This window comes from Chryseobacterium geocarposphaerae (assembly GCF_002797535.1).
GTDB classification, from domain to species: Bacteria; Bacteroidota; Bacteroidia; order Flavobacteriales; family Weeksellaceae; genus Chryseobacterium; species Chryseobacterium geocarposphaerae.
Window position 1 is genome coordinate 1,807,508 of the sequence record NZ_PGFD01000001.1, and the last position, 26,569, is coordinate 1,834,076.

The window sequence follows — 26,569 nt, forward strand, 5'->3', positions numbered from 1 at the left end:
TCCAGTTTATTAAACTATTTTTGGTGATTAAAATTTTTGCAAAATGAATTATCATTTTCAAGCTCACAGACAAGTAAGAAAAAACCTTCTGGAAATCCTCCAAAACACTTCTCACGAAGACCTTTTGCTGATTCCTGACGGCTTCAACAATAACATATACTGGAACATTGCACATACCGTTGCTACCCAACAGCTTTTGCATTATTATCTGAGCGGAAATCCTTTCAGAATAGATAAATACTGGATCGAAACCTACAAAAAAGGTACATTACCGAATCTGGATGTACAAAAATCGGAAGTAGAAGATCTGGAATTTTTATTAACTGAAACTTCAAAGATTTTAATGAAAGATTATGACAGTGATTTCTTTTCGGATTACACTCCTTACACCACAAGCTTTGGGATGGATCTGAAAAGCATTCAGGATGCCATCATCTTCAACAATATGCACGAAACCCTGCATTACGGCTACGTAATGTCCCAGAAAAGAGCAATTTTAGGAGAGAAATATTAATTGGTTCAATGTTTTTAGTTTAAAGTTCAAAATTTATGGCAACAATAAACAGATTTGAAGATTTAGAAATTTGGCAATTGTCCAGAGAACTTTGTAAAGAAATTTATACTATTATTGAATCGACAAATCTTAAAAACAACTATAAACTTAGTAATCAAATTGATGGTTCTTCAGGTTCGATTATGGATAACATTGCTGAAGGATTTGAAAGAAATGGCAATAGAGAATTTATTCAATTTTTATCTATTGCAAAAGCTTCTTGTGGAGAAACAAGGTCACAATTATACCGAGTTTTTGACAGAAATTTCATTTCACTAGAAAAATTTGAAATACTAAAAGAACAAACAGAGGTATTAAGCCGAAAAATTAGTTCATTTATTAAATATTTAAATATAACAGATTTAAAAGGAACAAAGTATAAACTATAATAACGGTTTTAATGTTCATATTAAAGTAAAATAGCTTTAAACACTGAACTCAAAACCTTAAACTTTGAACCTTAAACATAAAACTTATTCAATGAAAGACGATTTTATTTTCGGGCTGCGTCCCGTGATTGAAGCTATTGAAGCGGGAAAAACGATTGACAAGGTGTTTGTGCAGAATGCATTACAAGGACCAATTTATGCTGAATTAAAAGCAATTTTAGCTAAAAATAAAATCCGTCCCAATTATGTTCCGGTTGAAAAACTGAACCGTTTTACAAGAAAAAATCATCAGGGTGTTGTTGCTTTTATTTCGGATGTTCCGTTCCATAAAATCGAAGATATTGTTCCTCAACTTTTTGAAGAGGGAAAAATTCCGTTTTTATTGATTCTGGACCGACTAACGGATGTCAGAAATTTCGGAGCCATTTGCAGAACGGCGGAATGCGTAGGAGTTGATGCTGTGATTATCCCGGAAAAAGGAGCCGCTCCAATTAATTCTGACGCGATAAAAACTTCTGCAGGAGCACTTTATAATGTAAAGATATGTAAAGAGCCGAATTTAGCACACGTGGTAGATTTCCTTCAACAGAGTGGAATTTCCGTATATGCAGCAAGCGAAAAAGCCCAAAAGCTAATTTATGATGTGGATTTCAAAGAACCATGTGCCATTGTAATGGGGAATGAAGAGACCGGAATTTCCAAGGAAGTACTTCATCATGCGGATGATAAGATAAAACTACCGATTGAAGGAAAAACCCAGTCTCTGAATGTTTCTGTTGCATGCGGAGCAATTTTATATGAAGCGGTGAGACAGAAATTCACGGCAGCAAATTAATTCAACAACACTTAAAAAAACTCTGAAATGAAAAACGTAGCAGCATTAGCGCTAATTTCAACTATAGCTTTGGTTTCTTGTAACAAAAAAGAAACCGCAACCATCACAAAAGTAGACCCTAAAACAGGTAAAACGGTTACTGTAGAAGTTCCGGCAGACTCTGTAGTAAAAGTAGAAGCAAATCCGGCTATAAAAGACTCGGTTGGGATCTTCAAACAATCTTTTAAATTAGAAAAAGGGAAAACCTATCCGCTTACCACTTACCAAAGAGATGTAAAGACGATGACGGATCCACAAGGAAAGTCGATCACTGCAACCAGCGAGTCCACTGATGAGATGAACTTTGTAGTGAATGACATCAAGGGAAATGTATATGACATGACTTTAAATCTTGTCGCTAAAAGAAATTCACAGTCAGCTCAGGGGAAAACATTGGTGGTAGACACCAAACTTCCGGAACCTAAAGAAGAAGAGCTAAAGATGCTTTGGGTTGTTAACAGGGCTCTTACCAGCAATAAGCTGAATGTGAAAATGGACACCAAAGGAAACGTGATCTCCATTACAGGTTTCGAGCCTATCTACACAAAAGTAGCTAATGCAGTGGGAGCCTTGGTGAAGGATCCCACCCAGAAAGCGGGTGTAACAGCCAATTTAAAAGAAAGCTTTAACGAAAAAATATTAAAAGATCAGCTTTCAAAAAACCTGACTCTTATTCCTAAAAAAGGAGTGAAAATAGGAGAAAAATGGACGAGCAGTGAAAACGCAGATCCTAATGGTAAAATAAAAGTAACGTCTAACTACACTTTGAAAAGTGCAGGAAATGGTATTGTAGAGGTTTCTATTTCAGGAGGAATTCCTAAAAAGACAGAAAAACAGGCTCAAGGTCCTATTACGCACAGCATGAGCAGCGAGCTTGTTCAAAACGGAACCATTAAGTTTGACCAAAATACAGGATGGATTACTAACCAGAACATCAATGTAAAAACATCACAGATTGAAACAATTTCAGACGGAAAACAATCTCAGTCTATGAAAAGCGTTTCAAACTCTTCTGTAATGGTAAACCCTTCCGGTAAATAAGAAAAGAAAGAGTTTGAGGGAAGTGATTTTTTAAATCATGAATTTTAAACTTTGAACAAAAATCAAAAATTATGAAGTACATTCTTGAGTTAGTACTCTCTGCTATTATTATTTTCTTTGTCTGGAACATTCTGAAAAGAATTTTCTTCAAAACTTTTTACAGTTACAGATTTAACAATAATAATGGCTCAAACCACAAACAGCAGGACATTCATAGTTCAAACAAAGGAAAACAGAATCTTAACTGGGATGCAGAAACCGTAGATTTTGAAGAAGTAAAAGAAAGCAAAGATAAAAGGTAATAATTCCGAAATAAAAGATAATAACCATCAGCATGGCGAAAAATAAAAACTTAATTTATATTGCAATTTCATTAGTTGTATTTATAGTTTTAGCATTTTTATACTCCACTCCTGTTTTCACAGGAAAACAGCTTTTCCAGCATGACATTGTACAATACAGAGGAGGAGCAAAAGAGCTTTTGGACTACAGAGCAAATACAGACAATGAGACCTACTGGAGCGATTCCATGTTCGGCGGAATGCCTACTTACCAGATGGGAAGTAGATTTAATGGTGATACCATTAAGAAAATTGACAGTTATCTGAACATTCTTCCCAGACCCGTCAATTATATTTTCTTACTTTTTTCAGGCTTTTTCCTTTTAGGAATGGTGGTCGTCAGAAACTGGAAATACGCCCTTCTGGGAGCAACATTCTTCGGACTTTCTACCTATTTTTATATTGCTATTGCGGCAGGGCACAATGGTAAGATCAATACACTTGAGTATTTTGCACCGCTTTTAGCTGGGATCTTACTTGTTTACATGCGGAAACAATACATTTGGGGATTCATTGTCACCACGCTTTTCATGGGGCTTCAGATTGCAGCGAACCATCCTCAGATGACCTACTACCTATTCATTGCATTAGGTTTCTTATTCATTTCAGAATTAATAAGAGTTATTCAGAAAAAAACTGAAGTTAAACACTTTCTGATCTCTTCGGGAATCGTTGCAGCTTCATGTTTAATTGGAGTAGGAATGAACTCTCAAAGAATCATGGCCAACTCAGAATACATCAAAGAAACGGTTCGTGGAAAACAGATTTTAACCAACGACAGTCATACTGGAGGAAATTCGGGGATGGATAAAGAAAGTATGTTGATGTGGAGCTACGGAAAACTGGAGACCTTAAACCTTTTTATTCCAAGATTAATGGGTGGCGGAAGCCAGGAACCGGAAGGCAAGGAAATGATGGCCAAAATCCAGGAACTGGTTCAGCAAAATGTAGATTCTCAGGCAGAATATGACAGAATTTCCAAAGGATTCGGAAGCCTTACCTATTGGGGAGATCAGCCGGGAACTTCGGGACCTGCTTATCAGGGAGCCATTGTTTGTTTCTTAGCTGTTTTAGGATTCTTTTTTGCCTCTAAAAAATACCGTTACTGGATTTTAGGAGCTTCCATTCTGACTATATTTTTGGCGTGGGGGAGCAACTTCATGGCACTTTCAGACTTCTTTATAGACTTTGTACCGTTTTATAATAAATTCAGAGCGCCATCCTCTATTTTGGTGGTGGTTGAATTGCTATTCCCGTTAATTGCCATTATCGGCTTGTATAAATTCTTTACGGACGAAAAACTGACGGAAGAATACAAACAGAAAATTCTTACATATGTAGGTGGAGGAACATTAGGATTGATCTTAATCCTGCTTATTTTTGGTAAATCTCTGCTAGGATTCCATACCGATAACGAACAGGCTTATTTACCTCCATTCCTACTGGATTATCTTACAGAAGAACGATTTAAATTATTCAGAATAGATGCAATTAAAGCATTTATTTATGTCGCTATTACTGTTATTGTTTTATTCTTAAGCTTAAAGAAAAAACTGAATCAGAATATTGCTTTAGTTGTTATTGGAGTGGTAAGTTTATTTGACCTATGGTCAGTTAACAAACGTTATTTAAATGACGAAAACTATGTCGACAAGATTTTTGCAGAGAATCCTTTCCAAACTGAAAGTTCAGATCTTCTGGCTGAAAAAGTTCAGGGTAACCCGAATTTGGAATCGATTATTGCCAATGTAAATGTCAACAAAACGCTTGAAACTATTGCTGAAAAAGACAAAACTCATTACAGAATTTTCAATAATATTTTAGGAACATTCAGTGAAACCAACACTTCTTATTTCAAATCTTCGATCGGAGGCTACCACGCCGTAAAACTAAGAAGATATGATGACGTCATCAACGAATATTTCCAGGTAATGGATTCTGTAAAAGTTCCGAATATCCTGAACCTTCTGAATGCAAAATATTGGGTAGTGGGATCACCGGAGCAGCCTCAGGCGATTCCAAATCCTACAGCCAACGGAAATGCATGGTTTGTAAGTGATTTAAAATTTGTAAACAGTCCGAACGAAGAAATCAAATCTATTGGGATTATTGATAGCAAGAAAACAGCGGTAATTGCTTCTTCTGATAAAGAATATTTCAACAATAAACCTGTTCAGGCAGACTCTGCTGCAACAATCAGCTTAACGGGATATCAACCGAATGAACTTGAATTTAAATCAAAATCAAGAACGCCTCAGTTGGCGGTATTCTCCGAGATTTATTACCCTCATGGCTGGAAAATGTTTGTAGACGAAAAAGAAATCCCATACATCAAAGCGGATTATCTGCTTCGTGCCGTTCACGTTCCTGCAGGAAATCATACTATAAGAATGATTTTTGAGCCGGAAGTTATTGAAAAAGGAAAATGGATTTCTCTTCTGTGTTTCGGTCTGTTCATCGTGCTAAGCGGACTCGGAATTTTCCTTTTGAATAAAAACAAGAAGAAAGAAATTATTGAAACTGTTTAGAACTTAATGGAACAGAAAAAAATATTGATCATCACCTATTACTGGCCTCCTGCGGGAGGTCCTGGTGTTCAAAGGTGGCTGAAGTTTGCAAAATATTTACCCGATTTCGGATGGAACCCCATCATCTATACTCCGGAAAATCCAAGTTACCCTTTGCTGGATGAAAGTCTATTAAAAGATGTTCCTGAGAATATTGAAATTGTTAAAACTAAAATATGGGAACCTTATCAGCTGGCAGAAAAGCTGAACAAAAGCAATAAAAAATTCAAAGCCGGGCAATTTGATGTGGGTAAAAATCAAAGCTGGAAATCAAAGCTTTCGATTTGGGTAAGAGGTAATTTTTTCATTCCTGATGCGCGCGTTTTCTGGGTAAAACCTTCGGTACAATTTCTTGAGAAATATTTAAAAGAAAATAAAATTGATGTTGTAGTGACTTCCGGTCCACCACATTCTTTACATTTGATCGGTTTAAATTTAAAAAAGAAACTCCCACATTTAAAATGGATTGCCGATTTCCGTGATCCATGGACGGAAATTTCTTATTACAAACATTTAAAACTTACCAAAAGTTCAGATCAAAAACACCGTCAATTAGAAAATCAAGTTTTCAAAAATGCCGATATCACTTTGGCAACGAGCTATACAGATGCAGAAAATTTCAAAAAAAACGGAGCCAATGCAGTTTGTATCACCAATGGATTTGATGTTGAATTAAATGTTAAGTCGTTAAATCGTAAAGATGCTCAATCGCCTATTGAAAGCTTTACAGCTCAACAACCTAACAATTTAACTCCTTCACAACTTACCGGCACAACTCAATTCACGTTAAGCTATATCGGTGTTTTAGAGCAATTGAGAAACCCTGAAAATCTTTGGAAAGCCCTTGATGATCTGGTAGCAGCAAACTCAGATTTTGCAAAGAACTTCAGCTTAAAATTTGTGGGAAGAATAGATGATAAAATCTTACACGAAATTGAGAATTCAAATTTAAAAAATCACATTCTCAATTTAGGATATTTATCTCATGATAACGCAATCCATGAGATGCAAAGCTCTGACATCTTATTAATAACAAACTTTCCAAATGAGTCTTCGAGAGGGATTATTCCCGGAAAGATTTTCGAATATCTGGCAACCGGAAAACAGGTTATTTCATTTGGACCGGATGATGCCGATGTTTCAACAATTTTGAATGAAACCAAAGCGGGAAAACATTTCAGTTATAATGATTCAGAAAATATCAAGAGCTTTATTTTAGAAAAATTTGACCTGTGGAAAAACGGAAACCTTTCTGAAAACACTCAGAATATTGAGCAGTTCTCCAGAAAAAATCTGACCAAAAAATTGGCTGAAATACTGGGTTAAGAATTTTAAAACGCAAAGATTTATTCAGATTAAATCTTTGCGTTGGTATTTTATATCGTCCATTGATCATTTACTACCGCAACCAGATAGTATTTTCCGTTAAGCTTTTCTAAAACCAGACGAAGACTTTTCCAATCCATCTCAGCATTAGCTTCTGATCCTTTCATATAATTCTCTGTAAAGTCCGCCTTTGGATAGATTACCTTCAGATTGTTCAGTGAATTCCCCTTCCCTAAGAACTCATTAAAAGCAACCTGCCCTGTTGCAAAATCTTTTGAATACACCCATTTTGTAAGGTAACTGTCTATAGTAGCTTTATAAAGCTCACCAGAACCATCCAATGTTCCCCATGTAAAGAGAGTTTTAGTCGGTTGATATTTTATAAAATCGGATTTGGAAAATTTTTTATCTTCCTTAGGGTTTACAAAAGCATACATCGAAAAACGCACTCCTTTTTCCGGATGAATAAAATCGGAAAACCTTTTATAATCCTTATCCTTTAGAGCCTGAATAATCTCTTCATTAAGCTGTTTTAAAGCCTCATCTTTACTTACCTCAACCTGAGTAACTTTTGTAGCATCCGTTTTTACAAACTCGGTAGAATCTGTTCTGTCATTAATAAACTTTTCGGGATTTTTCTTACAGGCAATTACGCACAGAATAAGTAATGAAATAAATAGTTTTTTCATATTTTTTAATGTTTGATGTAAAAAATTCACCAAAAGCAATGCCATATCCGATCGCAGGAGGATAAGATACAGATCGATGATTACTTCTATAGTTTTTTTATATATCACTGAAAGTGGTTTTTTGTAATTTTGTTCTATGGAAATTTTGGATATTCTTATTATCGGCGGAGGTCCCATCGGACTGAATTGTGCATTAGAAGCTCAAAAAAACAATCTTACTTATTTAATTATTGAAAAAGGGACCATTGTAAATTCTTTATATAATTATCCTTTATACATGAGATTCTTCTCAACCGCAGAAAAACTGGAAATTGATAATATTCCTTTTATATCAACGGCACCAAAACCCGGCAGACAGGAAGCTTTGGAGTACTATCAGGGAATTACAAGACAACGAAATTTAAATATTAATTTGTATGAAAAGGTTGAAAAGGTGTCTAAAGAAAATGAAATTTTTAAAATTGAAACATCCAAGGGAAAATATTTCTCTAAAAATGTGATCATTTCAACGGGATTTTATGATATTCCGAATCTGATGAATATCCCGGGAGAAAATTTGCCTAAAGTAAAACATTATTATACGGAGCCCTATCCATACGCCCAACAGAAAATTGTGGTGATAGGATCTAGTAATTCTGCAGTAGATGCAGCATTGGAAACTTATAGGAAAGGAGCGGAAGTTACCATGATTATCCGCCATTCTGAGATTTCAAAAAGTGTAAAATATTGGGTAAAACCGGATATTGAAAACCGGATTGCTGAAGGAAGCATTAAAGCTTTTTTTAATTCAGAAATGATGGAAATTAAGGAGCATTCTGTCATTTTTAAAGATGAAAAAGGAAAAATCAATGAAATTGAAAACGATTTTGTATTGGCTATGACTGGCTATCTTCCTGATTTTAATTTTCTGAAAAACTCCGGAATCGAGCTACAGGGTGACTCCCAAAATCCACTTTACAATCCTGAAACCATGGAAACCAATGTTTCCAATTTATATCTTGCCGGTGTGGTGTGTGGTGGAAAGGATACCCATCTCTGGTTTATTGAAAATTCAAGAGTACATGCCGAAATGATTGTGAAAAATATCCTTTCGAAATCCTAAACTATTTATAAAATTTAGATGACATAAAAAGACAAGCTTTAAAAAGCTTGTCTTACGTATAAAGTTTAGTTTTTACCCTTCAATTTCCAGTTCTTTTTTATCCTTAATCAGCCAGGGAACAATAAAATAAAAAGCAATGGCAATAATTGTAGCCAATATTCCCGTTCCAACCCATAACACATTGAATCCGAATTTTTCAGCAATTAAAGTTCCCAAATACGGAGTGACAATAAATGCCACGGAAAATGAAATTCCGTTTAATCCCATATAAGCTCCTTTATTGTTTTTGCCGGATCTCAACGCTGTAATGGTCGACATAAAAGGTAAGGTCCAGATTTCTCCTATACAAAGTAATGTCATGGAAATAACCAAAGTAATCATGCTGTAATCAAACGCCATCATGGCATAGGAAAACCCACAAATAAAGGTTCCCAGTAACATTGTTACGGCCAGGTTAAAATACTTTTCGGCAATCTGTACAAATCCCATTTCGAGCAATACAATCAGAAAACCACTATAACCTAAGATATATCCTATATTCTGCTGACTCTGTTTCGCTGTATCTTTATAGAAAATCGTTAATGTACTGAACAGCTGAAAGAAGCAAATAGAGAACAGCATACAAAAGAAACAGTATATCAGGAATTTACCATCACGGTACGGCGAGTTCTCTTTCTTTATTTCAACCGCTTCTTTTACCTTCTTCGCCTTTAATTTAGCAATTTTATTACGTTTTCTGAAAAATATAATATATAGAATTCCTGCTAATAAAGCTGCCAAAGCATTGGAGAAAAATAAAAATTCATAAGAAATTGCAGACAATATTCCCCCCAAAGCAGGACCTATCGAAAATCCTAAGTTGACCGCCATTCTGTTCAATGAAAATGCTCTGGTTATATTTTCTGGTTTTGCATATTTTGTAATCGCCACCGAGTTTGCCGGGCGGAATGCATCACTTATGATACTCTGAAACAAAATAATTGTAGCCACTCCAATTTCTGTTTTAAAAACAGGAATCAAGCAAAATAAAGGAACGCTCAGCAGCAAACTTATATACTGAACTTTATATTCTCCGATTTTATCAGTAATATAGCCTCCCAGCCACGATCCAATTACAGATCCTATACCAAAAAAGCTGAGAACGATTCCTGTATTTTCTATACTGAATTTCAAATGATCAGTCATATAAACTCCCAAAAACGGAAGTACCATAGAACCTGCCCGGTTAATAAGCATTACCAATGCAAGCATCCAGCTTTCCCGAGAAAGCCCTTTGAAAGAATTTGTATATAAATGTATAATTTTCACAATTTTTATATTTTATAGTGATTTGATAGGGTTTAAATAAAAAACAGGACTTAAAAAATTAAGCCCTATTTTCATTTTATATAAAATAAATAATTTTTACTCCGGCTTATAAGAGTCTTTTAAAGTTACAGTTCTGTTGAACACAAAATTGGTATCCGTAGAATCCTGATCCTTCGTAAAATAGCCAATTCTCTGGAATTGAAGAGGTTCTCCAACTGCCACATCCTTTAAGCTAGGCTCAGCAAACCCCTGAACTGTAGTTACAGAATCTGGATTGATGAAATTCAAGAAATCCACATCTTTCTCAGCATCAGGCTGTTCCACAGTGAATAATTTATCGTAATTTCTTACTTCCACAGGAATTGCATGCTTTGCCGAAACCCAGTGGATCGTACCTTTTACTTTTCTTAAACTTTCTTCAGTTCCACTCCCCGACTTAGACTTTTCGTCATAAGTCGCATAAATTGTCGTGATTTCTCCGTTTTCGTCCTTTTCTACTCTTTCACCTTTAATGATGTAAGCAGATTTCAAACGAACTTCACCACCTAATTTTAGTCTGAAGAACTTATTATTCGCTTCTTCTTTAAAGTCTTCACGTTCAATATATAATTCTCTCGAAAAAGGAATTTCTCTGGTTCCTGCATCTTCCTGTTCGGGATTATTTTCAGTTTCCAGCCATTCTTCCTGTCCTTCAGGATAGTTTTCGATGATTAATTTGACCGGATCCACTACCGTCATCACACGCTTCGCCACTTTATTCAAATCTTCACGAACACAGAATTCCAATAACTGAAGTTCAATTAAATTTTCTCTTTTGGCAACCCCAACTTTTTCAATAAAATTCCTGATAGAAGTCGGTGTGAAACCTTTTCTTCTCATTCCGGAAATCGTAGGCATTCTTGGGTCATCCCAACCGTTCACTACATTTTCAGCGATCAGCCTTTGCAGCTTTCTTTTAGAAGTGATCATATAAGAAACATTCATTCTTGCAAATTCTCTCTGCTTGTTTCTTACTTTACTTTCATCATATACCTGATCCAGATACCAGTCATAAAGCGGTCTGTGATTTTCAAACTCTAGAGAACAAAGTGAGTGTGAAATTTGTTCAATATAATCGGATTCACCATGTGCCCAGTCGTACATCGGATAAATTTTCCAGTCTGTACCGGTTCTGTGATGAGGTTTATTCAAAATTCTGTACATAACCGGGTCACGCATATTCATATTCGGCGAAGTCATATCGATTTTTGCACGAAGAGACATGGAACCACTTTCGAATTCACCGTTTTTCATTCTTTCGAATAAGTTTAAAGACTCTTCGACAGGACGGTTTCTGTATGGAGATTCAATTCCCGACTCTGCAGGATTTTTTCTTTGCTCTGTAATCACTTCAGACGGCTGCTCATCTACATAAGCTTTTCCGTCTTTAATTAACTGAACTGCCCAATCGTAAAGCTGCTGGAAGTAATCGGATGCGTACAAAACTTTATCCCATTTGAAACCCAACCATTCAACGTCTTTCATGATAGAATCTACGAATTCCTGCTCTTCTTTTTCAGGGTTCGTATCGTCGAAACGAAGGTTTACGGGAGCATTGTATTTTTCACCCAAACCAAAATTGATGCAGATCGCTTTGGTATGACCTACATGTAGATAACCGTTTGGTTCAGGCGGAAAACGGAAACGGATCTGATCTCTTTTTAGACCGTTTGCCAAATCATCTTCGATAATTTGTTCAATAAAATTGAGTGATTTTTTTTCTTCTTCCATTAAAATTCGCTTTAATCTGTCGAATACTACGACAATTTGCAAATTTAAGAAAATTTAAGGGTAAAAAAAATTGAATCTCATTACATAGAACTTAAAAAATTCACCAATTTGTTATTTTTTCTTAACCTTAGATAAAAAACCTTAAATAATTGTTCAAGTAAAGATTTTTAATCTTATTTTTGTACTTCAAGAATAACACTCACAGTGTGGTACCGTTTTTGAAAAAAATATCACTATAACATGAAAAAAATAAAATCTAAATTCTCACAGTTTGTTGATTACATCAAAAAAGTCATTTTTGTAGAAAACGTAGTTTAAGATTTTAGGCTTTTTGGTTATTCAATTTAAAATAAAGCTCTTCACCGCTCAATTTTAGCTGTGTATCGAAGTTATTTGTGAACAATCCTCCAGTTCCCAATCCTTGAGGCATTTTATTATTTTTGGTAAATGTATACTGAGCAATCGCATTTAAGCCAATATTACTTTCCAGAGCAGACGTAATCCACCAACCTATGCCTTGCTTTTCGGCAAGAGAAATCCATTCATTACTGCCCTCAAAACCACCAACCAGAGCCGGTTTCAAAATAATATATTGTGGCTTTATAGCTTCTAATAATTCTTTCTTTTTATTAAAATCAATAATCCCTATTAATTCTTCATCTAAAGCAATCGGAGTCGGAGTTTGTTCGCATAAATCTGCCATATCTTTCCAATTCCCTGCTTTGATTGGCTGCTCAATAGAATGAATATTCAAATCGGCTAATTGCTTCAAAACCACTTTCGCTTCGTCTTTACTGAACCCTCCATTGGCGTCAACACGAAGTTCCAACACTTCTTTTGAGAATTTTTTTCTCAATTTCTGAAGAACTTCATGTTCGGATTTCCAGTCAACTCCTATTTTTAATTTAATGCAGTGAAAGCCTTTCTCCAGTTTATCCTGAATCTGTTCTTCCATATAGCCCACGTCTCCCATCCAGATCAAGCCATTGATGATAATCGGAGTTTTTCCTTTTGTAAATTCACTCGGAAAATATAGGTTTTCTCCATGTTTTAAATTTAAAACAGCCTGTTCATATCCAAACCAGATAGACGGAAACTCTCTCAACTTTTCTTTTAAAAATTGGGAATCTTGATTAATATTTTCACAAAGCCATTTGAGCTTTTCTTCATAATCCGGTCTGTCATCAAAACTTAACCCCCTGAAAATCGCGCACTCTCCTGTTCCTTTTTTCTCATTTTCGGAAACTTCCAGGATAAAGGTTTCTTTTTCATGCAAAACGCCGCGAGATGTTCCACTCGGGCGCTTGAATTGTAATAAATATCTTGAATATTCTGCTTTCATTATTTTACGCTATCGATTCGCATAAACTCTTCTGCTTTCTCAACCATTTCAACACTTCCACAGAAGAAAGGAATTCTTTGATGAAGTTCTGTCGGTTCAATTTCCAGGATTCTTCTGAAACCGTCTGTAGCTTTTCCTCCAGCCTGTTCCGCTAAGAAAGCCATCGGATTACATTCATATAGTAATCTCAATTTTCCGTTTGGAGCCTGTGAATAAGACGGATAAATATAAATCCCACCTTTCAGCATATTTCTGTGAAAATCTGCTACCAATGAACCAATATATCTTGAAGTATAGGGCCTATCTCCTTCCTCCATCTGGCAATATTTAAGGTAATTTTTAACACCTTGAGGGAATTTAATATAATTTCCTTCGTTGATGGAATAAATTTTCCCTGTTTTCGGAAAAGTCATATTCGGATGAGAAAGATAATACGTTCCTAAAGAAGGATCAAGCGTAAATCCGTTCACTCCATTTCCTGTCGTGTAAACAATCATTGTTGAAGAACCATAAATTACGTATCCTGCAGCAATCTGATTGATTCCTTTTTGTAAAAAGTCTTCCAGCTGAACCGGAGTTCCCGGTTCGGTAACCCTTCTGTAAATTGAGAAAATTGTTCCTACAGAAACGTTTACATCAATATTTGAAGAACCATCCAAAGGGTCAATCAAAACAACATATTTGCTTAAATGCCCGTTTTCGCCACATTTAATATCAATAAAGTCATCATTTTCTTCCGATGCAATCCCACAAACTACCTCTCTTTGAGATAATGCTGTAATAAAAATTTCATTAGCAATCACATCCAGTTTTTGTTGCTCCTCTCCCTGAACATTTTGGTTTCCGGCAGCACCTGCAATGTCTACAATTCCTGCTTTGTTTACTTCTCTGTTTACAACTTTTGAAGCCAATCTTATTGCACTAAGGAGACGAGAAAACTCTCCTGTAGAATACTGAAAATCATCTTGTCTATCAATAAGAAACTCTCCTAAAGTTTGTAATGGTTGCTCTGACATATTTTTCTTTTTACGTTTTCTCCAAATTTCGTAAAATTTATCACAATTAAAAAAAATTATCAAGAAAAGACCTTACCATCTGTTTATCAATCCAATACAGCCTTATCTAATAGATATAACAACACCTTATCATAAAAAAAGCCTCCCTTTTTCCTGAAGCAATCTGAATGATTTCACCCAATTCTTAATTTTAATAAAATCTTAAGCCTGTACAAAAGCAAGACTATTTCATATCTCGCCGTAAATGTATAATTTTGTCACCCGTAAAAAACTCTCATAAATTTTTATCTAACAATTTTATTATTAACAATTTAATGAAGATTTTCAAGTTTGGTGGAGCATCGGTAAAAGATGCTGAAAGTGTAAAGAATGTCTCTATGGTATTAAAAAGCCAGGGATTTTCAAAATGTCTGCTGGTAATTTCAGCAATGGGCAAAACAACTAATGAATTGGAAAAAGTGGTAGAACTTTATTTCAAGAAAGATAACTATCAAACTGAAATTGAGAAAATAAAACAAAAGCATATAGAGATTGCTGAAGGTTTGTTCCCCGAGAAGCATGCGGTTTTCGCAGAGATCAATCTGTTTTTTGATGATATAGACTCTTTTTTAAGAAGAAATAAATCTCCTAACTACAATTTTGTTTACGATCAGGTAGTAAGCTGTGGAGAGATGATTTCTACGAAAATTGTAAGTGAATACTTAAATGAAATTCAGTTTACCAATCAGTGGTTAGATGCAAGAGATTATGTAAAAACAGATAACTCTTATAGAGAAGGGGTTGTAAACTGGGTAAATACCGAAGAGTTAATTTCACATCTGAATAAAGAGAACTGCTACGTTACACAAGGTTTTATCGGATCGGATGATAACAACTTTACTGTAACACTGGGAAGAGAAGGTTCTGACTACTCTGCTGCCATCTTCGCTTATTGTCTGAATGCAGAAGCTATGACGATATGGAAAGATGTTCCGGGAGTTATGACCGGAGATCCGAGAAAATTCCAGGATGTTTCCTTACTGTCAAATATCTCTTATGAAGAGGCTATAGAAATGGCATATTACGGGGCAAGTGTTATTCACCCGAAAACATTACAGCCGCTTCAGCAAAAAAACATTCCATTCTATGTAAAATCTTTTGTAGATCCTACCAAAGAAGGAACAAAAGTAGGAGCTTCAGATAAAAACCAAAACGAAGAATCATATATTTTAAAAGAAAATCAGACTTTACTGAAAATCTCTACCAGAGACTTCTCTTTCATTGCAGAAGATCATATGAGTTTAATTTTCGGGTATTTATCTAAATACAAAATTAAGGTTTCTTTGATGCAGAATTCAGCTATTTCATTAGCTTTATGTCTGGAAGATAAATTCAATACCATTGATGAGCTTAATAATGAACTTCAAAAAGTATTTGAAACTGAAGTTGTAAAAAATGTATCTTTATTTACTGTAAGAAATGCGAAGATGGAGAACATTGATAAATTTTACCAGGAAAAAAGTGTATTATTGGAGCAGATTTCGAAGAACACACTTCAAATGGTAACAAAATAACGCAAATTGCGACTAAACACACATGAGTTTAATATCGAAAAACGATTTGATTAAAGCTTCCGGCTTAAATAAAATGGGGTTCCTTAAGAATCCTATTGCAGCTGCTGTAATGAGCATTGCAAAAATAAATGAAGTCAACAAATTATACGATAAACTAAAAGACAAGGAAGATAAAGACTTTTTCGACTCATTTGTGAGAGAAAGAAACTTAAGTTATATTGCTTTTGAAGAAGATTTGGCAAAAATTCCTAAAACAGGACCGTTTATACTGGTTTCCAACCATCCGCTTGGTGCCATTGACGGAATTTTAATGTGTAAAATCTTATCAGAAATCCGTCCCGATTTTAAGGTTATGGGGAATTTCCTTTTGGAAAAGATCAAACCGATGGAGCCGTATGTGATTTCAGTAAATCCTTTTGAGAACAGAAAAGATGCTTACAGCAGCTCTTCCGGAATGCGTGAATCATTGAAGCATTTACAAAACGGAGGCTGTATAGGTATTTTCCCGGCAGGAGAAGTTTCCAACAAAAACAATCCATACGGAGAAATCTTAGATAAAGAATGGGAAAAACCGGCATTAAAGCTTATCAGAATGGCAAAAGTACCGGTAGTTCCTATGTATTTTCATGCAAAAAACAGCCGTTTGTTTTATCAGGTAGCAAAACTTCATCCGAATTTGCAAACCCTGATGCTTCCTGCGGAAATGATGAATGACAGGGAAAAGCCTATCAGAATCAGGATAGGAAGACCTATCGCCGTGAAAGCAATGGATGATATGGAAACCATTGAAGAATTGGGTGAATTTCTGAAACGTAAGGTTTATATGATGAAATCTTACTATGAAAAAAGGAAATCTTTGGCTCAAAGTATTAATCTTCAAAATCTGTATGTAAAATTCCCTTTACTTAAAGAAGAAAATATTGTTCAAAACATCATCGACGAAACTCCAAAAGAGGATATTCTTAAAGACATCAATAAACTGAAAGGCACTGATAAAATGTTTTTCAGTAATGGAAATTACGAGGTATATTTCACTTCTTACGAGGAGATCCCTTCTATCATGAGAGAAATCGGACGTCAGAGAGAACTCACTTTCCGTGCAGTAGGCGAAGGAAGCAATCTTCCTTTCGACTTGGATGAATATGATAAGCACTATCATCACCTTTTCCTTTGGGACAATGCAGAGGAAAAATTAGTAGGAGCTTACCGAATGGCTTTAGGAAAGGAAGTGATGAAAAAATTCGGTATCAAAGGATTCTATACCAGTTCTCTATTTGAATTTGAGCAGGACATTCATCCTTTCTTTAAAAAGGTTATTGAAATGGGACGTGCTTACATCTGTCAGGAATACCAGCAAAAGCCACTTCCGCTTTTCCTTTTATGGAGAGGAATCGTGCACGTTTGTCTGAGAAATCCGGATCATAAGTTCTTAATGGGAGGAGTAAGTATTTCCAATAAGTTTTCCGAGTTTTCAAAATCCCTGATGATTGAGTTTATGCGTTCCAATTATTATGATTCTGCCGTGGCTCAATACATTACTCCAAGAAATGAATATAAAGTAAAACTTAGAGACAGAGATAAAAATCTGTTCTTTGATGAAATGGAATCTGATTTAAATAAATTAGATAAGATTATTGATGACCTGGAACCGGAACTAAGGCTTCCTGTCTTGATAAAAAAATACATCAAACAAAACGCAAAAGTAATTGCCTTCAATGTTGATCCTAACTTCAATGACGCAATTGACGGGTTGATGTATATAAGAATAAGTGATCTTCCCGAAAACACGATAAAGCCTGTATTGGAGGAAATGAGCGAGCAGATAAGAAAAGAACAGGAAAATAATTCATCTGAGAATCAATAGGTTTTTAAGTTTTGTTAAAAAAAGTCCGGTTAATACTTGCTTTGTATACCAAAACTTACTACTTTTGCATCACTTTAAAACAACGAAGTAAGTCAAACAAAAATATAATGGTTTCTTAGCTCAGTTGGTAGAGCAATGGATTGAAAATCCATGTGTCCCTGGTTCGATTCCTGGAGAAACCACTTTAAACCCTCTAATTTATTTAGAGGTTTTTTTTATATCAATACAGTAAAGGTTTATAAATTTCTATAAAAAGTTAATCACAGTCATGTCGGACTGTGATTAACTTTTTATGAAATAATGATTATTACTCGGAAGAATGCTCAATAATTCCCTGTATCCTCATTAAACTATCTTTTAAATCGGGAAGGTCATAATAATTATTCTTTTGAAATACTGAAATAATATTTCTATCTTTTACTATGCTATTGTAAAGAACGCTCTCAGCATTCCATACAGCATTTCCTGAATTTACTCCCGCAAAATTCAGATAAAAAGGATCAACTGTATTTCCAATGTAAGCAAGTATCTTATATTTTTCATCTGGCGTAAAGCTATTGTTGTCTTTCAGAGCATATCCAAAATTCTCTAAGGCAGTCAAAAGCCTATTTTCATCTGACTTTGTATGCTCTTTTATATATTTTAATAATTCGGTTCTTATTTCTAACTTTCCATTACAATTTTTTGTAAAAATAACATCACCAATATCGGAAGAGGTCTGATAATTGTTCAGATAATCATTCATTATAAGATCATTGAACTTCGGCTCTTCAGTGTATCCAAATTGCTTTACCAAAGTTTTAACAAAAGTCGGATCTTGAGTAATCAACCATGTTACATATGTTTTATTATCATTGAATAGATACATATTTCTAGCAACAATTGTCTTAATATTTTGCTTTCTTATATTTTTTAAATCAGCTATATCTTTCCAATAATATATTTTTACATCTTTTATATGATTGTTATTCTCAGCATCTTTTTCAAACCGGAATAATTCAGGATTTTTAGTATAATCCATTATTTCTGGAATACTGTATAAATCTGAAATGAAACGTCCATTCTTAAAAACATAAGTACTATATGGATTAACATCTATACTATTCGAATTTTTAAAAAGCTTAAAACCTTTAGAACATTTATCTTCAAAATTGATATGTAAATATCTAGATTCAGATTTGGGATCAATTATCCTTTTAAAGACTGTATTAATCCTAATAATGAATTCCTCTGTACTTGGCTTTTTATATCCATTATCCTTTAATTCTTTTGATATAATAGATTCAGTAGCTTCTAAATCTTTTAATGTAAACTTATAGGTTGGATAATCCGTTTCATTTTTCTCTCCACTTGCTCCAGCTATCAATTGTGATTTAAGGATAACCATAAAAGAACTTTCAGAATTTTCCGGGCTTTGTGACTGAAATTTATTTAATAGCAATACAGCCAAAAAAATTGCAATTCTTTTTATCATTTTGTGTTTTTTAAAATAAAAGCATAATATATGATAACTGTGCTTTCGGTATTTATTTTTTAGGATTTTGCTTTCTCCATTCTGTATAATCTAGAGGTTAGATCAGTGATAAAGTTCTGATTTTTAACTACGAATACCCCGTTATTTTCGGCATCATTTGGAAAGAAATCCAGCTGCTTGTCACACTGATCAATAAAATTGATATAAAGAAATTTACTGTTTGAGTTTCTATCAATAATCCGGTTAAAAATCTGTTTTATTTTATTACTAAACTCTTCATTATTGATAGCTTTATAACTGTTATCTAGAAGTAATTGATTCAGTATTGGAATTGTTACTTCCAAATCTTTATCGGAATACTGGTATGAATTATCAAAAGAAGGTTTTCCATATTCTAATTGTTTCTGTAGTATAGTATTAACATTGAGTTAACTTGTTCTGCCAATCCCTTTGACCATATATTAATCCATTAGTTGTTAATAGTATTAATAATAACTTATATTTGTTTTTCATCAGTAAAATTTGTGTTTAGAGGGTGGAAAAGTACATCCAGAGATATGCTTTTATTATTTTATCAAAACTAATCCGGTGCTCCTACACTATCAAACTCCTCAGCATAGTTTATTACTTCTTTTAAGTTTGGTAGATTATAGTAATTATTCTTTTGCATCTCTTCTTTCATTTGCGACCATTTAACTCTACTTCTTGAATCATCCTCAAAATAAGCTCCTAAGATATTCCATCTAGGATCCCAACCCTCTTGATTTCTATGATTCTTTTTGAACAACAAATCATACGTATTAGCCAAATAAGCCACCATTTTTATTTTTTCTTTTTCTGAATAATTATTGTATTCATCTGTTTCTAATAATTTCGAACAAAAATCCATCAATCCGAATAAATCTTTAGGGTTTGAACTCTTTTGATAAATTTCCGTTAGACTCTGTAATATTCGATCATGTATTTCCAATTCCTTATTACAGTTTTTGGCAAAAATAAGTTCACCTATTTTATATTTATCCTTAGATTGAACATATTCATTAATGATCATTTCATTGAATTTAGGTTCATCATCATATCCGAAATTTTTAACTAACAGTTTTATAAAGTTCTTATCATGGGAAAGCAACCAGATTATATATGTTTTATTGTTATTGAATAAATACATATTTCTGGCAACAATTCTCTGAATATTTTGCTTTCTTATATTTTTTAAATCAGCTATATCTTTCCAATAATATATTTTTACATCTTTTATATGATTATTATTCTCAGCATCTTTTTCAAACCGGAATAATTCAGGATTTTTAGTATAATCCATTATTTCTGGGATACTATATAAATCTGAAATGAAACGTCCATTCTTAAAAATATAAGTACTATATGGATTTACATCGATACTGTTTGAATTTTTATACAATTTCAAGTCTTTCGAACATTTATCTTCAAAATTGACTTGTAAATACTTTGACTCTGATTTAGGAGCAATTATTCTTTTGAAGATCATATTAATTTTATTAATGAATTCTTCTGTACTTGGTTTTTTATACCCATTATCATCTAATTCTTTTGCTATAATAGATTCAGTCGCTTCCAAATCTTTTAATGTAAACTTATAGGTTGGGTAATCCGTTTCATTTTTCTCTCCACTTACTCCAGCTATCAATTGTGATTTAAGGATAACCATAAAAGAATTTTCAGAATTTTCCGGACTTTGTGACTGAAATTTATTTAATAGCAATACAGCCAAAAAAATTGTAATTTTTTTTATCATTTTTGTGTTTTAAAAAATAAAAAGCACAGTAAATAGAGCTGTGCTTTTCATATTATTTTTTACTATGTTCTTTTCGCCATTCATTAGGATTTAAAGGGCGATTCACATTTCCCCATTCCCCATTATATTCTCCATCAGCAATATAAGCATCATAATCCGCATTATCCCACCATTCTTTAAATTTTGGAAGGTTGAAATAATTGTTTCTTTTTAAAATTTCGAAATCTTTCTCATTGATAAAATAACGAAATCTTCCCATCATTATTGAAGCATCATTATATGAAGGATCGTACTTATATTGTTCTACGAAGTAAACTAGATTAGCCATTATTTTCAATTTTTCTTCCAAGGCTAAATTATTTTGTGGACTTCTTATATCTGTCCCCAAATACTCTACATAACCTTTTATATTATCTAAAATGAATCTATTATCTGATGAATCATTCGGAACATATAATTTTTGAAGAACTTTAAAAGTATTGGCATGAAGCTTTAAACTTCCGTCACATTGTTTAATCCAAAACAGTTTTCCATAATCCTGTGGATCGTTCTTATTAAACTTCGTTCTTTCAATAACCCATTTTAATAAATCAGGATCTTGTGTATATCCGAAAGTTTTAACTAAACTTTCCATAAAATTTTGATCATTTAAAATAAGCCATTTGAATTGTGGCTTACTATCATTAAAAAGGTACATATTACGTGCAATAATATATCGTGGAACTTTAATTTTATAAGAATTATCACCATTAATATTTATTAATTCCCTTAATAAAAGCATTGGAAAAATAAATTGTTTATTAGTATTGATGAAAATATTCTGAGTAGTTGAATAAAGTTCATACTTATTTTGTTCAAGTGTCACAGGATTGCCATCAAGGCGATTACCAAATACTGCTATGTATCCATGTTTTTGATCAATACTCACACATTTATTAGAACTATGACTGATTGAAAAAATAGTTTCAATCTTGTTGTTAAAGGACTCAGCTTTGGGTTCAATATAACTGTTACTGATCAAATCATTATAGATTATAGAAGAAGCTAATTTTAGATCCTCTATAGTTAAATTATAGGGATCATCATACTCCACTTCATCAGACTCAATTTTCTCTTGTAGTTTAATATGTTTTTTAATGTTTTTAACATCAATTTTATTTGCTTTCTCTGATATGTTATATTGTTTCTCTTTAGAGTTCATATTATTCTCTTGACTTTTGTTATTACAACCAATAAATAATAAAATGAATATAGAAATATTTAAAATTTTCATAAATAAATATTTTAGTTTGTTGAACCTGTATTATTTCCTGTACCAATTCCAAATTTAGCATTAATAATATCTCCATCGTCGTAATTACTATTATTTCCATCATCATAATAATCCGCTGCTGTTAGTTTATCTTTTTCAGTGGGTGTATAATCGACTGGAATATAGAATCCCCATAATTTTTTCTTTTTAGAATTACTGGTGTATTCATCATAAGAGCTAAATTTAACTGTCTGATCTTGGTTACCTCCAAGAAGTATATATGCTCCTTTTTTAGTCATTCCATATAAAAAACCAGTATGCCCCTTCCATTTAGTATTATGTCTGTAGACCACAAGACATCCAAAAATTGGCTCAGAAATCTGTTTGTAGTTTTTCCCTGCAATACTATCAATAGGTGCTAGAGATGAAGCTGATTTAGCATGTTTATATGGTTGATTTGTTTCAGGATTGGTTGTTTGGCCTATACACCAGTTCATATAAGCTGCACACCATGGTCCATTATCCGGATCTGTAGGTTCATATGTATTCCCACAATATCTAAGGTAAGATTTTGCTTTTGAATACATTGGCTCTTTTGATTCCTCACATCCTTTCATTTCTTTTGCAATTTTCAATGCAATAGTCATCCATGGCGCACGATCAGCAAGTTCTGGTAATACAATAGCTTCTCCATTACAAACATTTTTATCATATTTAAACCAAGACTTTAATGTTGCAAATGCTTTTTTTCTATTTGCCCATCCATGAGGATCTTTGGTTAATGTATGTGATTTGGGATATCCATTCAACATTTTTGCTTGTAACCAAAAATATTTTTCTTCTTCATCCTCAATTAGTAAGCCTAGTTCAATTAAATTTTTGCCTAATCCTTTGCTAAAGTATTTTTGCTTTTCAATCCTTAAAAAATCGTATTTTGCATCATCTCCACTCCACGGTGTATTCCAGGTCCCTGCTTTTTTAGTTTGAAATATCCACCCTCCTACATCAACTGTATAATGTAAATTTGAAGATATCAAATCTGCCTTAGTTTCACCAACAAATTTATCTTTGTCTCCAAAACGATCCTTTCCATATGTTTCGTATGGTCCCGGGTCATTATAGAATCCATTACTCATTTTAGCACCTGTTATTTGTAATATACCACGTCCTTTATATATACTTTGACTGGATAAATTATCACTTAATTCTTCTTTACTTTGTTTAAAAAAGCCTGTTTCTTCAGCAAGATTTGCTAAAAAAGAAATCTTTTGCATACAACGATTAATTGAATAGTGAGCAAACATAGCGTTTACCTCAGCCGTTAAACTTTTAATTGTCTTATCTGTAATATCACAGCTTTCCTTTATTCCTTTCCAAATTTCAGTACCTCCCGTCATTGTTTTAATAAGGTCTTCCATTTCTTTTTCGGTAAAACCACGATTACAATAACACGTTTTTTGTTTTCTTACCTCCGCCATTTCCACAACCACAGGCATCACATCATTCTCAATAGCTTCTGGAGTTTCTTTCTGAGATACTTTTAAACAGCCACTTTCGTAAAAGATAAATTGTTTCCGTAGTTCCAGCATCTCGTCATTCGTAAAGGGAGTTCCATCTTTTTTATAAGCCTTAATTCCCAGCTTTTCCATATCTTCCGTTCTAACAAGATTCGCAGGAAGCGTACTATTAATCGTAAACTGACTTTTTTCTATTTTCCAGACTTTCTTTTTCGGATCAGCGGGATCCTGAACCTGGCGAGAAACCTGTGCTATATAATAATCAAAGTTTTTCGGTGGATTTTTCCATTCTTCTTTAGGTGTGAAAGAAACTTCAAGTAAACCATCTTTTCCGGTTTTTTCTTCGTTATAACTTTGTTTACTTTCGTGAGTATAGGTAATGTGATCATTTTCATTCATCCCTTCTTTAGGAATTTCTTTGAGCACATCAATTTTAAGGGTTTCTTCCGTCATGTTAACAGTATGTACCCAAAGCTTATGAGTCTTTCCATAGAAAGTCTGCATGCGCTGGATATCTTTACCATCTTCCGTAGAAAACATTATGGAAACAATTTTCTGTTCGGAAGTGATCACCAGTTCTTCATTAGAATCCAAAACTTCCAGATAAGCTGTGGTTCCGTCTACCACTACCGGACGTGTTCCCTGAATAGAAATAGCAGATGGCAGGATAACTTCTGTGGATGATCCGGGCTGAAGCTCCACTGTGAATATCAAACGATAAGACGGATTAGAATTCTCGGTCGTTTTAGGAATAGCTGCTTCCATTTTTTTCTTATAATCATCATTGGTAGTGATCATAAAAGACGCCTTTCCTTCATTATTAAGAGTCACATTTTTCTCCTCCAACATGTATTTATCTTTCTCTTTGTAAAAATCGTCACCTTCTCCTTTCACCCAAATTTTCACTTTTAATGCCTGATTCTGGAGTCCATCAATTTCCAGGAAGCCATATGTTTCTTCCGCAAATCCTGTTTCAGTACGTTTCACACCAGTTCCGTATGCCCAAAGTGCTCTTTTTACAGACGGTTCTGATACTTTTATTTTAGCTTCAATCTTTTTATTGTCGGTATAATCCCCAGTCAAATAAGCTGAAATAGTATACTCGCCGAGTTCATTAAAAGTAAGGGTACCATCTCCGTTATCGGTAACATTCTGCGGAACTTCTACTTTTATAGCCTCATTTCCGGAAAGAGTGGCAATTCTTGCAGTGGCAGTATATTTTACTTTTGTTCCTTTAGGAATGTTTCCAGCCGGAAGAGTAAATTTATCTACAACATTTTTAATGACTTCAAAATTAAAACAGTCGGATCCTGAAAAAGCAGGCTGTTTTCCATTTCCTAATGGATTAGCATAGGCTTCCAGTGTATATTTACCAAAATATTGGCTATTATCAAGGTGAGCGTCATTATAAAGCAGTTCTGAAACTTTCTTATTGATAGCTCCTGTTTTAAATGATGATGAACTTTCAAATGTAGTAAGCCTTCCGGTGCCTTCTTTTTTTAGATACCAATACACAGAAGTTGTTGCAGGCATATAGTTAACATTAAACCTCGAAGCTTTCACTTTGAGCATATCGCTAAACCTCAACAAACCCGCATCTCCCGTAACGCCCATTACCCCTAAAGAGTTTTCTATTTTAACCTGTATAGATTCAGGTTTCGGATCGGAAAGATCTGTAAATGCCTCTACGGTATAGGTTCCGGCATTCTTAAAAGTCAGCAATACTTTTCCAGCTATATTACTTACACCAACAAGGTGAGAAGCAGAAACACCTGTAGAACTGTTATACAATACTGTTGTTCCTTGCTTTACCCTCCATTGAGCCGAGGTCACAATAGGATTGAAAACATTTCGATTTAAGATTTTCAACTGATCAGCACTTGTATTAAGCTTCAACTCAACAGATAAAGGAAAAGGGATATTAACCAAAGTTGAGGTACCGGGAGACACAATCTTTTTAACAAAGTCCTTAACAACCTCAATAATAATGGAACAATTATTATCACCCGGCTTCTTTCCGTATGCTTCGATGCGGTATTTTCCTTCTTCAAGTCCGCTAAAGATCTTACTCATAGACTGATTAAAAACACTTCCTAATCCGATGAATGTTTTAATCTTATCTTTAGCCCCATCACCTTTAAAAAGCGCCCAGATAATCTTTGTACCATCTCCTTTAAACTGTGCAGTAAGAGACAGATTATCAATCGCTATAGGGTTCATAAATGAATTGAAGATTCCCCCTGTCATCTGAATATAATAATAAGTTCCCGACGGCTTGGCCACAGAGAAGGGCAAGGTCATGGAAATGGAAGCTACAGATATGGCAGAGGCAGAAGCAGATGAGGTAGACCATTGCGGTGAAGTGTTGGCTACTGAAAATTCGTCCGCTTCTTTAACATCAATCTGTGAAACATTATTCGCTTGTCCGGTTGTTGCAAAAGCTATGGTTCCCGGAACTCCATATCCTGGGCAATTGCCTGTAGAAACATCCAGCAGGATTTTCATGCTTTTATTGAATTCTACATTTTCATAGTAATCTTTATACTTGATATTGCATTTACCTTTACACGGATAAGTTTTTCCATCTGATCCTTTGCAGTTTCCAAAGCCATTTCCACCACCGAAGCTTTCTGCTTTATCGTCCAGATAAGTTGCCACAGGTTTATTCTGAGCAAAATATTTGTTTTTACCTAATTTTTTTTTCTGGCTTTTCACTTCCATCGGAACGGCAGTTCCACTAGAATTATTGGTTACGGAGCTGCTACAGTACGCAGTGGCTCCTTCTATAATGATATATCCTTTATCTGCCATGTCATT

The 26,569-nt window shown here is 34.1% G+C and carries 20 protein-coding genes and 1 tRNA gene; 11 read left to right on the forward strand and 10 right to left on the reverse strand.

Going from position 1 to position 26,569, the window contains the following annotated elements:
* The first annotated feature begins 43 nt into the window (after positions 1-43).
* From CLV73_RS08015 to CLV73_RS08045, 7 genes are all read left to right on the forward strand, one after another.
* A complete protein-coding gene (locus CLV73_RS08015) occupies positions 44-514 on the forward strand; it encodes a DinB family protein (RefSeq protein ID WP_100376315.1) in 471 nt (156 codons plus the stop codon).
* A 35-nt stretch (positions 515-549) separates the two neighbouring features.
* Positions 550-942 carry a four helix bundle protein gene (locus CLV73_RS08020; RefSeq protein ID WP_100376316.1) on the forward strand — a complete coding sequence of 131 codons (393 nt, stop codon included), beginning with the start codon at positions 550-552 and terminating at the stop codon, positions 940-942.
* A gap of 91 nt (positions 943-1,033) precedes the next feature.
* Entirely contained in the window at positions 1,034-1,777 is a 744-nt protein-coding gene (gene rlmB / locus CLV73_RS08025) for a 23S rRNA (guanosine(2251)-2'-O)-methyltransferase RlmB (RefSeq protein WP_100376317.1), read from the forward strand.
* Between the two features lie 27 nt (positions 1,778-1,804).
* A complete protein-coding gene (locus CLV73_RS08030) occupies positions 1,805-2,857 on the forward strand; it encodes a DUF6263 family protein (RefSeq protein ID WP_100376318.1) in 1,053 nt (350 codons plus the stop codon).
* A gap of 71 nt (positions 2,858-2,928) precedes the next feature.
* Positions 2,929-3,159 carry a hypothetical protein gene (locus CLV73_RS08035; protein ID WP_100376319.1) on the forward strand — a complete coding sequence of 77 codons (231 nt, stop codon included), beginning with the start codon at positions 2,929-2,931 and terminating at the stop codon, positions 3,157-3,159.
* A 32-nt stretch (positions 3,160-3,191) separates the two neighbouring features.
* Positions 3,192-5,726 (forward strand): hypothetical protein, encoded by a 2,535-nt coding sequence (locus CLV73_RS08040; RefSeq protein WP_100376320.1) that lies wholly within the window; start codon positions 3,192-3,194, stop codon positions 5,724-5,726.
* Positions 5,727-5,732: 6 nt separating this feature from the next.
* Entirely contained in the window at positions 5,733-7,091 is a 1,359-nt protein-coding gene (locus tag CLV73_RS08045) for a glycosyltransferase family protein (protein ID WP_100376321.1), read from the forward strand.
* 50 nt (positions 7,092-7,141) lie between these two features.
* On the opposite strand, the gene CLV73_RS08050 is transcribed toward CLV73_RS08045, so the two are convergent.
* Positions 7,142-7,780 (reverse strand): hypothetical protein, encoded by a 639-nt coding sequence (locus CLV73_RS08050; RefSeq protein ID WP_100377020.1) that lies wholly within the window; start codon positions 7,778-7,780, stop codon positions 7,142-7,144.
* Positions 7,781-7,916: 136 nt separating this feature from the next.
* Here CLV73_RS08050 and CLV73_RS08055 point away from each other — a divergent pair, with 136 nt between their 5' ends.
* Complete coding sequence (locus tag CLV73_RS08055; RefSeq protein ID WP_100376322.1) at positions 7,917-8,882, forward strand: YpdA family putative bacillithiol disulfide reductase; 966 nt, start codon at positions 7,917-7,919, stop codon at positions 8,880-8,882.
* Positions 8,883-8,954: 72 nt separating this feature from the next.
* Here the strand turns inward: CLV73_RS08055 and CLV73_RS08060 are convergent, their stop codons facing one another.
* The 4 genes from CLV73_RS08060 to fbp all read right to left on the reverse strand — a co-directional run bounded on the left by CLV73_RS08060 (position 8,955) and on the right by fbp (position 14,318).
* A complete protein-coding gene (locus CLV73_RS08060; RefSeq protein WP_100377021.1) occupies positions 8,955-10,133 on the reverse strand; it encodes an MFS transporter in 1,179 nt (392 codons plus the stop codon).
* A 153-nt stretch (positions 10,134-10,286) separates the two neighbouring features.
* Positions 10,287-11,960 (reverse strand): glutamine--tRNA ligase/YqeY domain fusion protein, encoded by a 1,674-nt coding sequence (locus tag CLV73_RS08065; RefSeq protein ID WP_100376323.1) that lies wholly within the window; start codon positions 11,958-11,960, stop codon positions 10,287-10,289.
* Between the two features lie 322 nt (positions 11,961-12,282).
* Positions 12,283-13,302 (reverse strand): o-succinylbenzoate synthase, encoded by a 1,020-nt coding sequence (gene menC, locus CLV73_RS08070; protein ID WP_100376324.1) that lies wholly within the window; start codon positions 13,300-13,302, stop codon positions 12,283-12,285.
* A complete protein-coding gene (gene fbp / locus CLV73_RS08075; RefSeq protein WP_100376325.1) occupies positions 13,302-14,318 on the reverse strand; it encodes a class 1 fructose-bisphosphatase in 1,017 nt (338 codons plus the stop codon). Before fbp ends, menC begins: the two co-directional genes overlap by 1 nt.
* Before the next feature lie 314 nt (positions 14,319-14,632).
* Between fbp and CLV73_RS08080 the strand changes: the two genes are divergently transcribed.
* The 3 genes from CLV73_RS08080 to CLV73_RS08090 all read left to right on the forward strand — a co-directional run bounded on the left by CLV73_RS08080 (position 14,633) and on the right by CLV73_RS08090 (position 17,917).
* A complete protein-coding gene (locus CLV73_RS08080) occupies positions 14,633-15,871 on the forward strand; it encodes an aspartate kinase (RefSeq protein WP_100376326.1) in 1,239 nt (412 codons plus the stop codon).
* A 22-nt stretch (positions 15,872-15,893) separates the two neighbouring features.
* Complete coding sequence (locus CLV73_RS08085; protein WP_100376327.1) at positions 15,894-17,735, forward strand: lysophospholipid acyltransferase family protein; 1,842 nt, start codon at positions 15,894-15,896, stop codon at positions 17,733-17,735.
* Positions 17,736-17,844: 109 nt separating this feature from the next.
* Positions 17,845-17,917 (forward strand) — tRNA-Phe (locus CLV73_RS08090).
* A gap of 125 nt (positions 17,918-18,042) precedes the next feature.
* On the opposite strand, the gene CLV73_RS08095 is transcribed toward CLV73_RS08090, so the two are convergent.
* The 5 genes from CLV73_RS08095 to CLV73_RS08115 all read right to left on the reverse strand — a co-directional run bounded on the left by CLV73_RS08095 (position 18,043) and on the right by CLV73_RS08115 (position 26,563).
* A complete protein-coding gene (locus tag CLV73_RS08095; protein WP_100376328.1) occupies positions 18,043-19,209 on the reverse strand; it encodes a hypothetical protein in 1,167 nt (388 codons plus the stop codon).
* A gap of 59 nt (positions 19,210-19,268) precedes the next feature.
* Positions 19,269-19,553 carry a hypothetical protein gene (locus CLV73_RS08100; protein ID WP_100376329.1) on the reverse strand — a complete coding sequence of 95 codons (285 nt, stop codon included), beginning with the start codon at positions 19,551-19,553 and terminating at the stop codon, positions 19,269-19,271.
* Between the two features lie 236 nt (positions 19,554-19,789).
* Positions 19,790-20,983, reverse strand: coding sequence for a hypothetical protein (locus CLV73_RS08105; RefSeq protein WP_100376330.1), 1,194 nt, complete (start codon positions 20,981-20,983; stop codon positions 19,790-19,792).
* Positions 20,984-21,035: 52 nt separating this feature from the next.
* On the reverse strand, positions 21,036-22,256 hold the full coding sequence (locus CLV73_RS08110) for a hypothetical protein (RefSeq protein WP_100376331.1): 1,221 nt from the start codon (positions 22,254-22,256) through the stop codon (positions 21,036-21,038).
* An 11-nt stretch (positions 22,257-22,267) separates the two neighbouring features.
* Complete coding sequence (locus tag CLV73_RS08115) at positions 22,268-26,563, reverse strand: hypothetical protein (RefSeq protein ID WP_100376332.1); 4,296 nt, start codon at positions 26,561-26,563, stop codon at positions 22,268-22,270.
* Positions 26,564-26,569 lie beyond the last annotated feature (6 nt).

Excerpts from the sequence above, each read along its gene's own strand:
- CLV73_RS08045 (WP_100376321.1), top strand. The coding sequence starts at position 5,733 with ATGGAACAGAAAAAAATATTGATCATCACCTATTACTGGCCTCCTGCG.
- CLV73_RS08085 (WP_100376327.1), top strand. The coding sequence starts at position 15,894 with ATGAGTTTAATATCGAAAAACGATTTGATTAAAGCTTCCGGCTTAAAT.
- CLV73_RS08080 (WP_100376326.1), top strand. The coding sequence starts at position 14,633 with ATGAAGATTTTCAAGTTTGGTGGAGCATCGGTAAAAGATGCTGAAAGT.
- CLV73_RS08015 (WP_100376315.1), top strand. The coding sequence starts at position 44 with ATGAATTATCATTTTCAAGCTCACAGACAAGTAAGAAAAAACCTTCTG.
- CLV73_RS08040 (WP_100376320.1), top strand. The coding sequence starts at position 3,192 with ATGGCGAAAAATAAAAACTTAATTTATATTGCAATTTCATTAGTTGTA.
- CLV73_RS08055 (WP_100376322.1), top strand. The coding sequence starts at position 7,917 with ATGGAAATTTTGGATATTCTTATTATCGGCGGAGGTCCCATCGGACTG.
- CLV73_RS08095 (WP_100376328.1), bottom strand. The coding sequence starts at position 19,209 with ATGATAAAAAGAATTGCAATTTTTTTGGCTGTATTGCTATTAAATAAA.
- CLV73_RS08060 (WP_100377021.1), bottom strand. The coding sequence starts at position 10,133 with ATGCTTGCATTGGTAATGCTTATTAACCGGGCAGGTTCTATGGTACTT.
- CLV73_RS08065 (WP_100376323.1), bottom strand. The coding sequence starts at position 11,960 with ATGGAAGAAGAAAAAAAATCACTCAATTTTATTGAACAAATTATCGAA.
- fbp (WP_100376325.1), bottom strand. The coding sequence starts at position 14,318 with ATGTCAGAGCAACCATTACAAACTTTAGGAGAGTTTCTTATTGATAGA.
- CLV73_RS08115 (WP_100376332.1), bottom strand. The coding sequence starts at position 26,563 with ATGGCAGATAAAGGATATATCATTATAGAAGGAGCCACTGCGTACTGT.
- CLV73_RS08030 (WP_100376318.1), top strand. The coding sequence starts at position 1,805 with ATGAAAAACGTAGCAGCATTAGCGCTAATTTCAACTATAGCTTTGGTT.
- CLV73_RS08035 (WP_100376319.1), top strand. The coding sequence starts at position 2,929 with ATGAAGTACATTCTTGAGTTAGTACTCTCTGCTATTATTATTTTCTTT.
- menC (WP_100376324.1), bottom strand. The coding sequence starts at position 13,302 with ATGAAAGCAGAATATTCAAGATATTTATTACAATTCAAGCGCCCGAGT.
- rlmB (WP_100376317.1), top strand. The coding sequence starts at position 1,034 with ATGAAAGACGATTTTATTTTCGGGCTGCGTCCCGTGATTGAAGCTATT.
- CLV73_RS08020 (WP_100376316.1), top strand. The coding sequence starts at position 550 with ATGGCAACAATAAACAGATTTGAAGATTTAGAAATTTGGCAATTGTCC.
- CLV73_RS08105 (WP_100376330.1), bottom strand. The coding sequence starts at position 20,983 with ATGATAAAAAAAATTACAATTTTTTTGGCTGTATTGCTATTAAATAAA.
- CLV73_RS08110 (WP_100376331.1), bottom strand. The coding sequence starts at position 22,256 with ATGAAAATTTTAAATATTTCTATATTCATTTTATTATTTATTGGTTGT.
- CLV73_RS08050 (WP_100377020.1), bottom strand. The coding sequence starts at position 7,780 with ATGAAAAAACTATTTATTTCATTACTTATTCTGTGCGTAATTGCCTGT.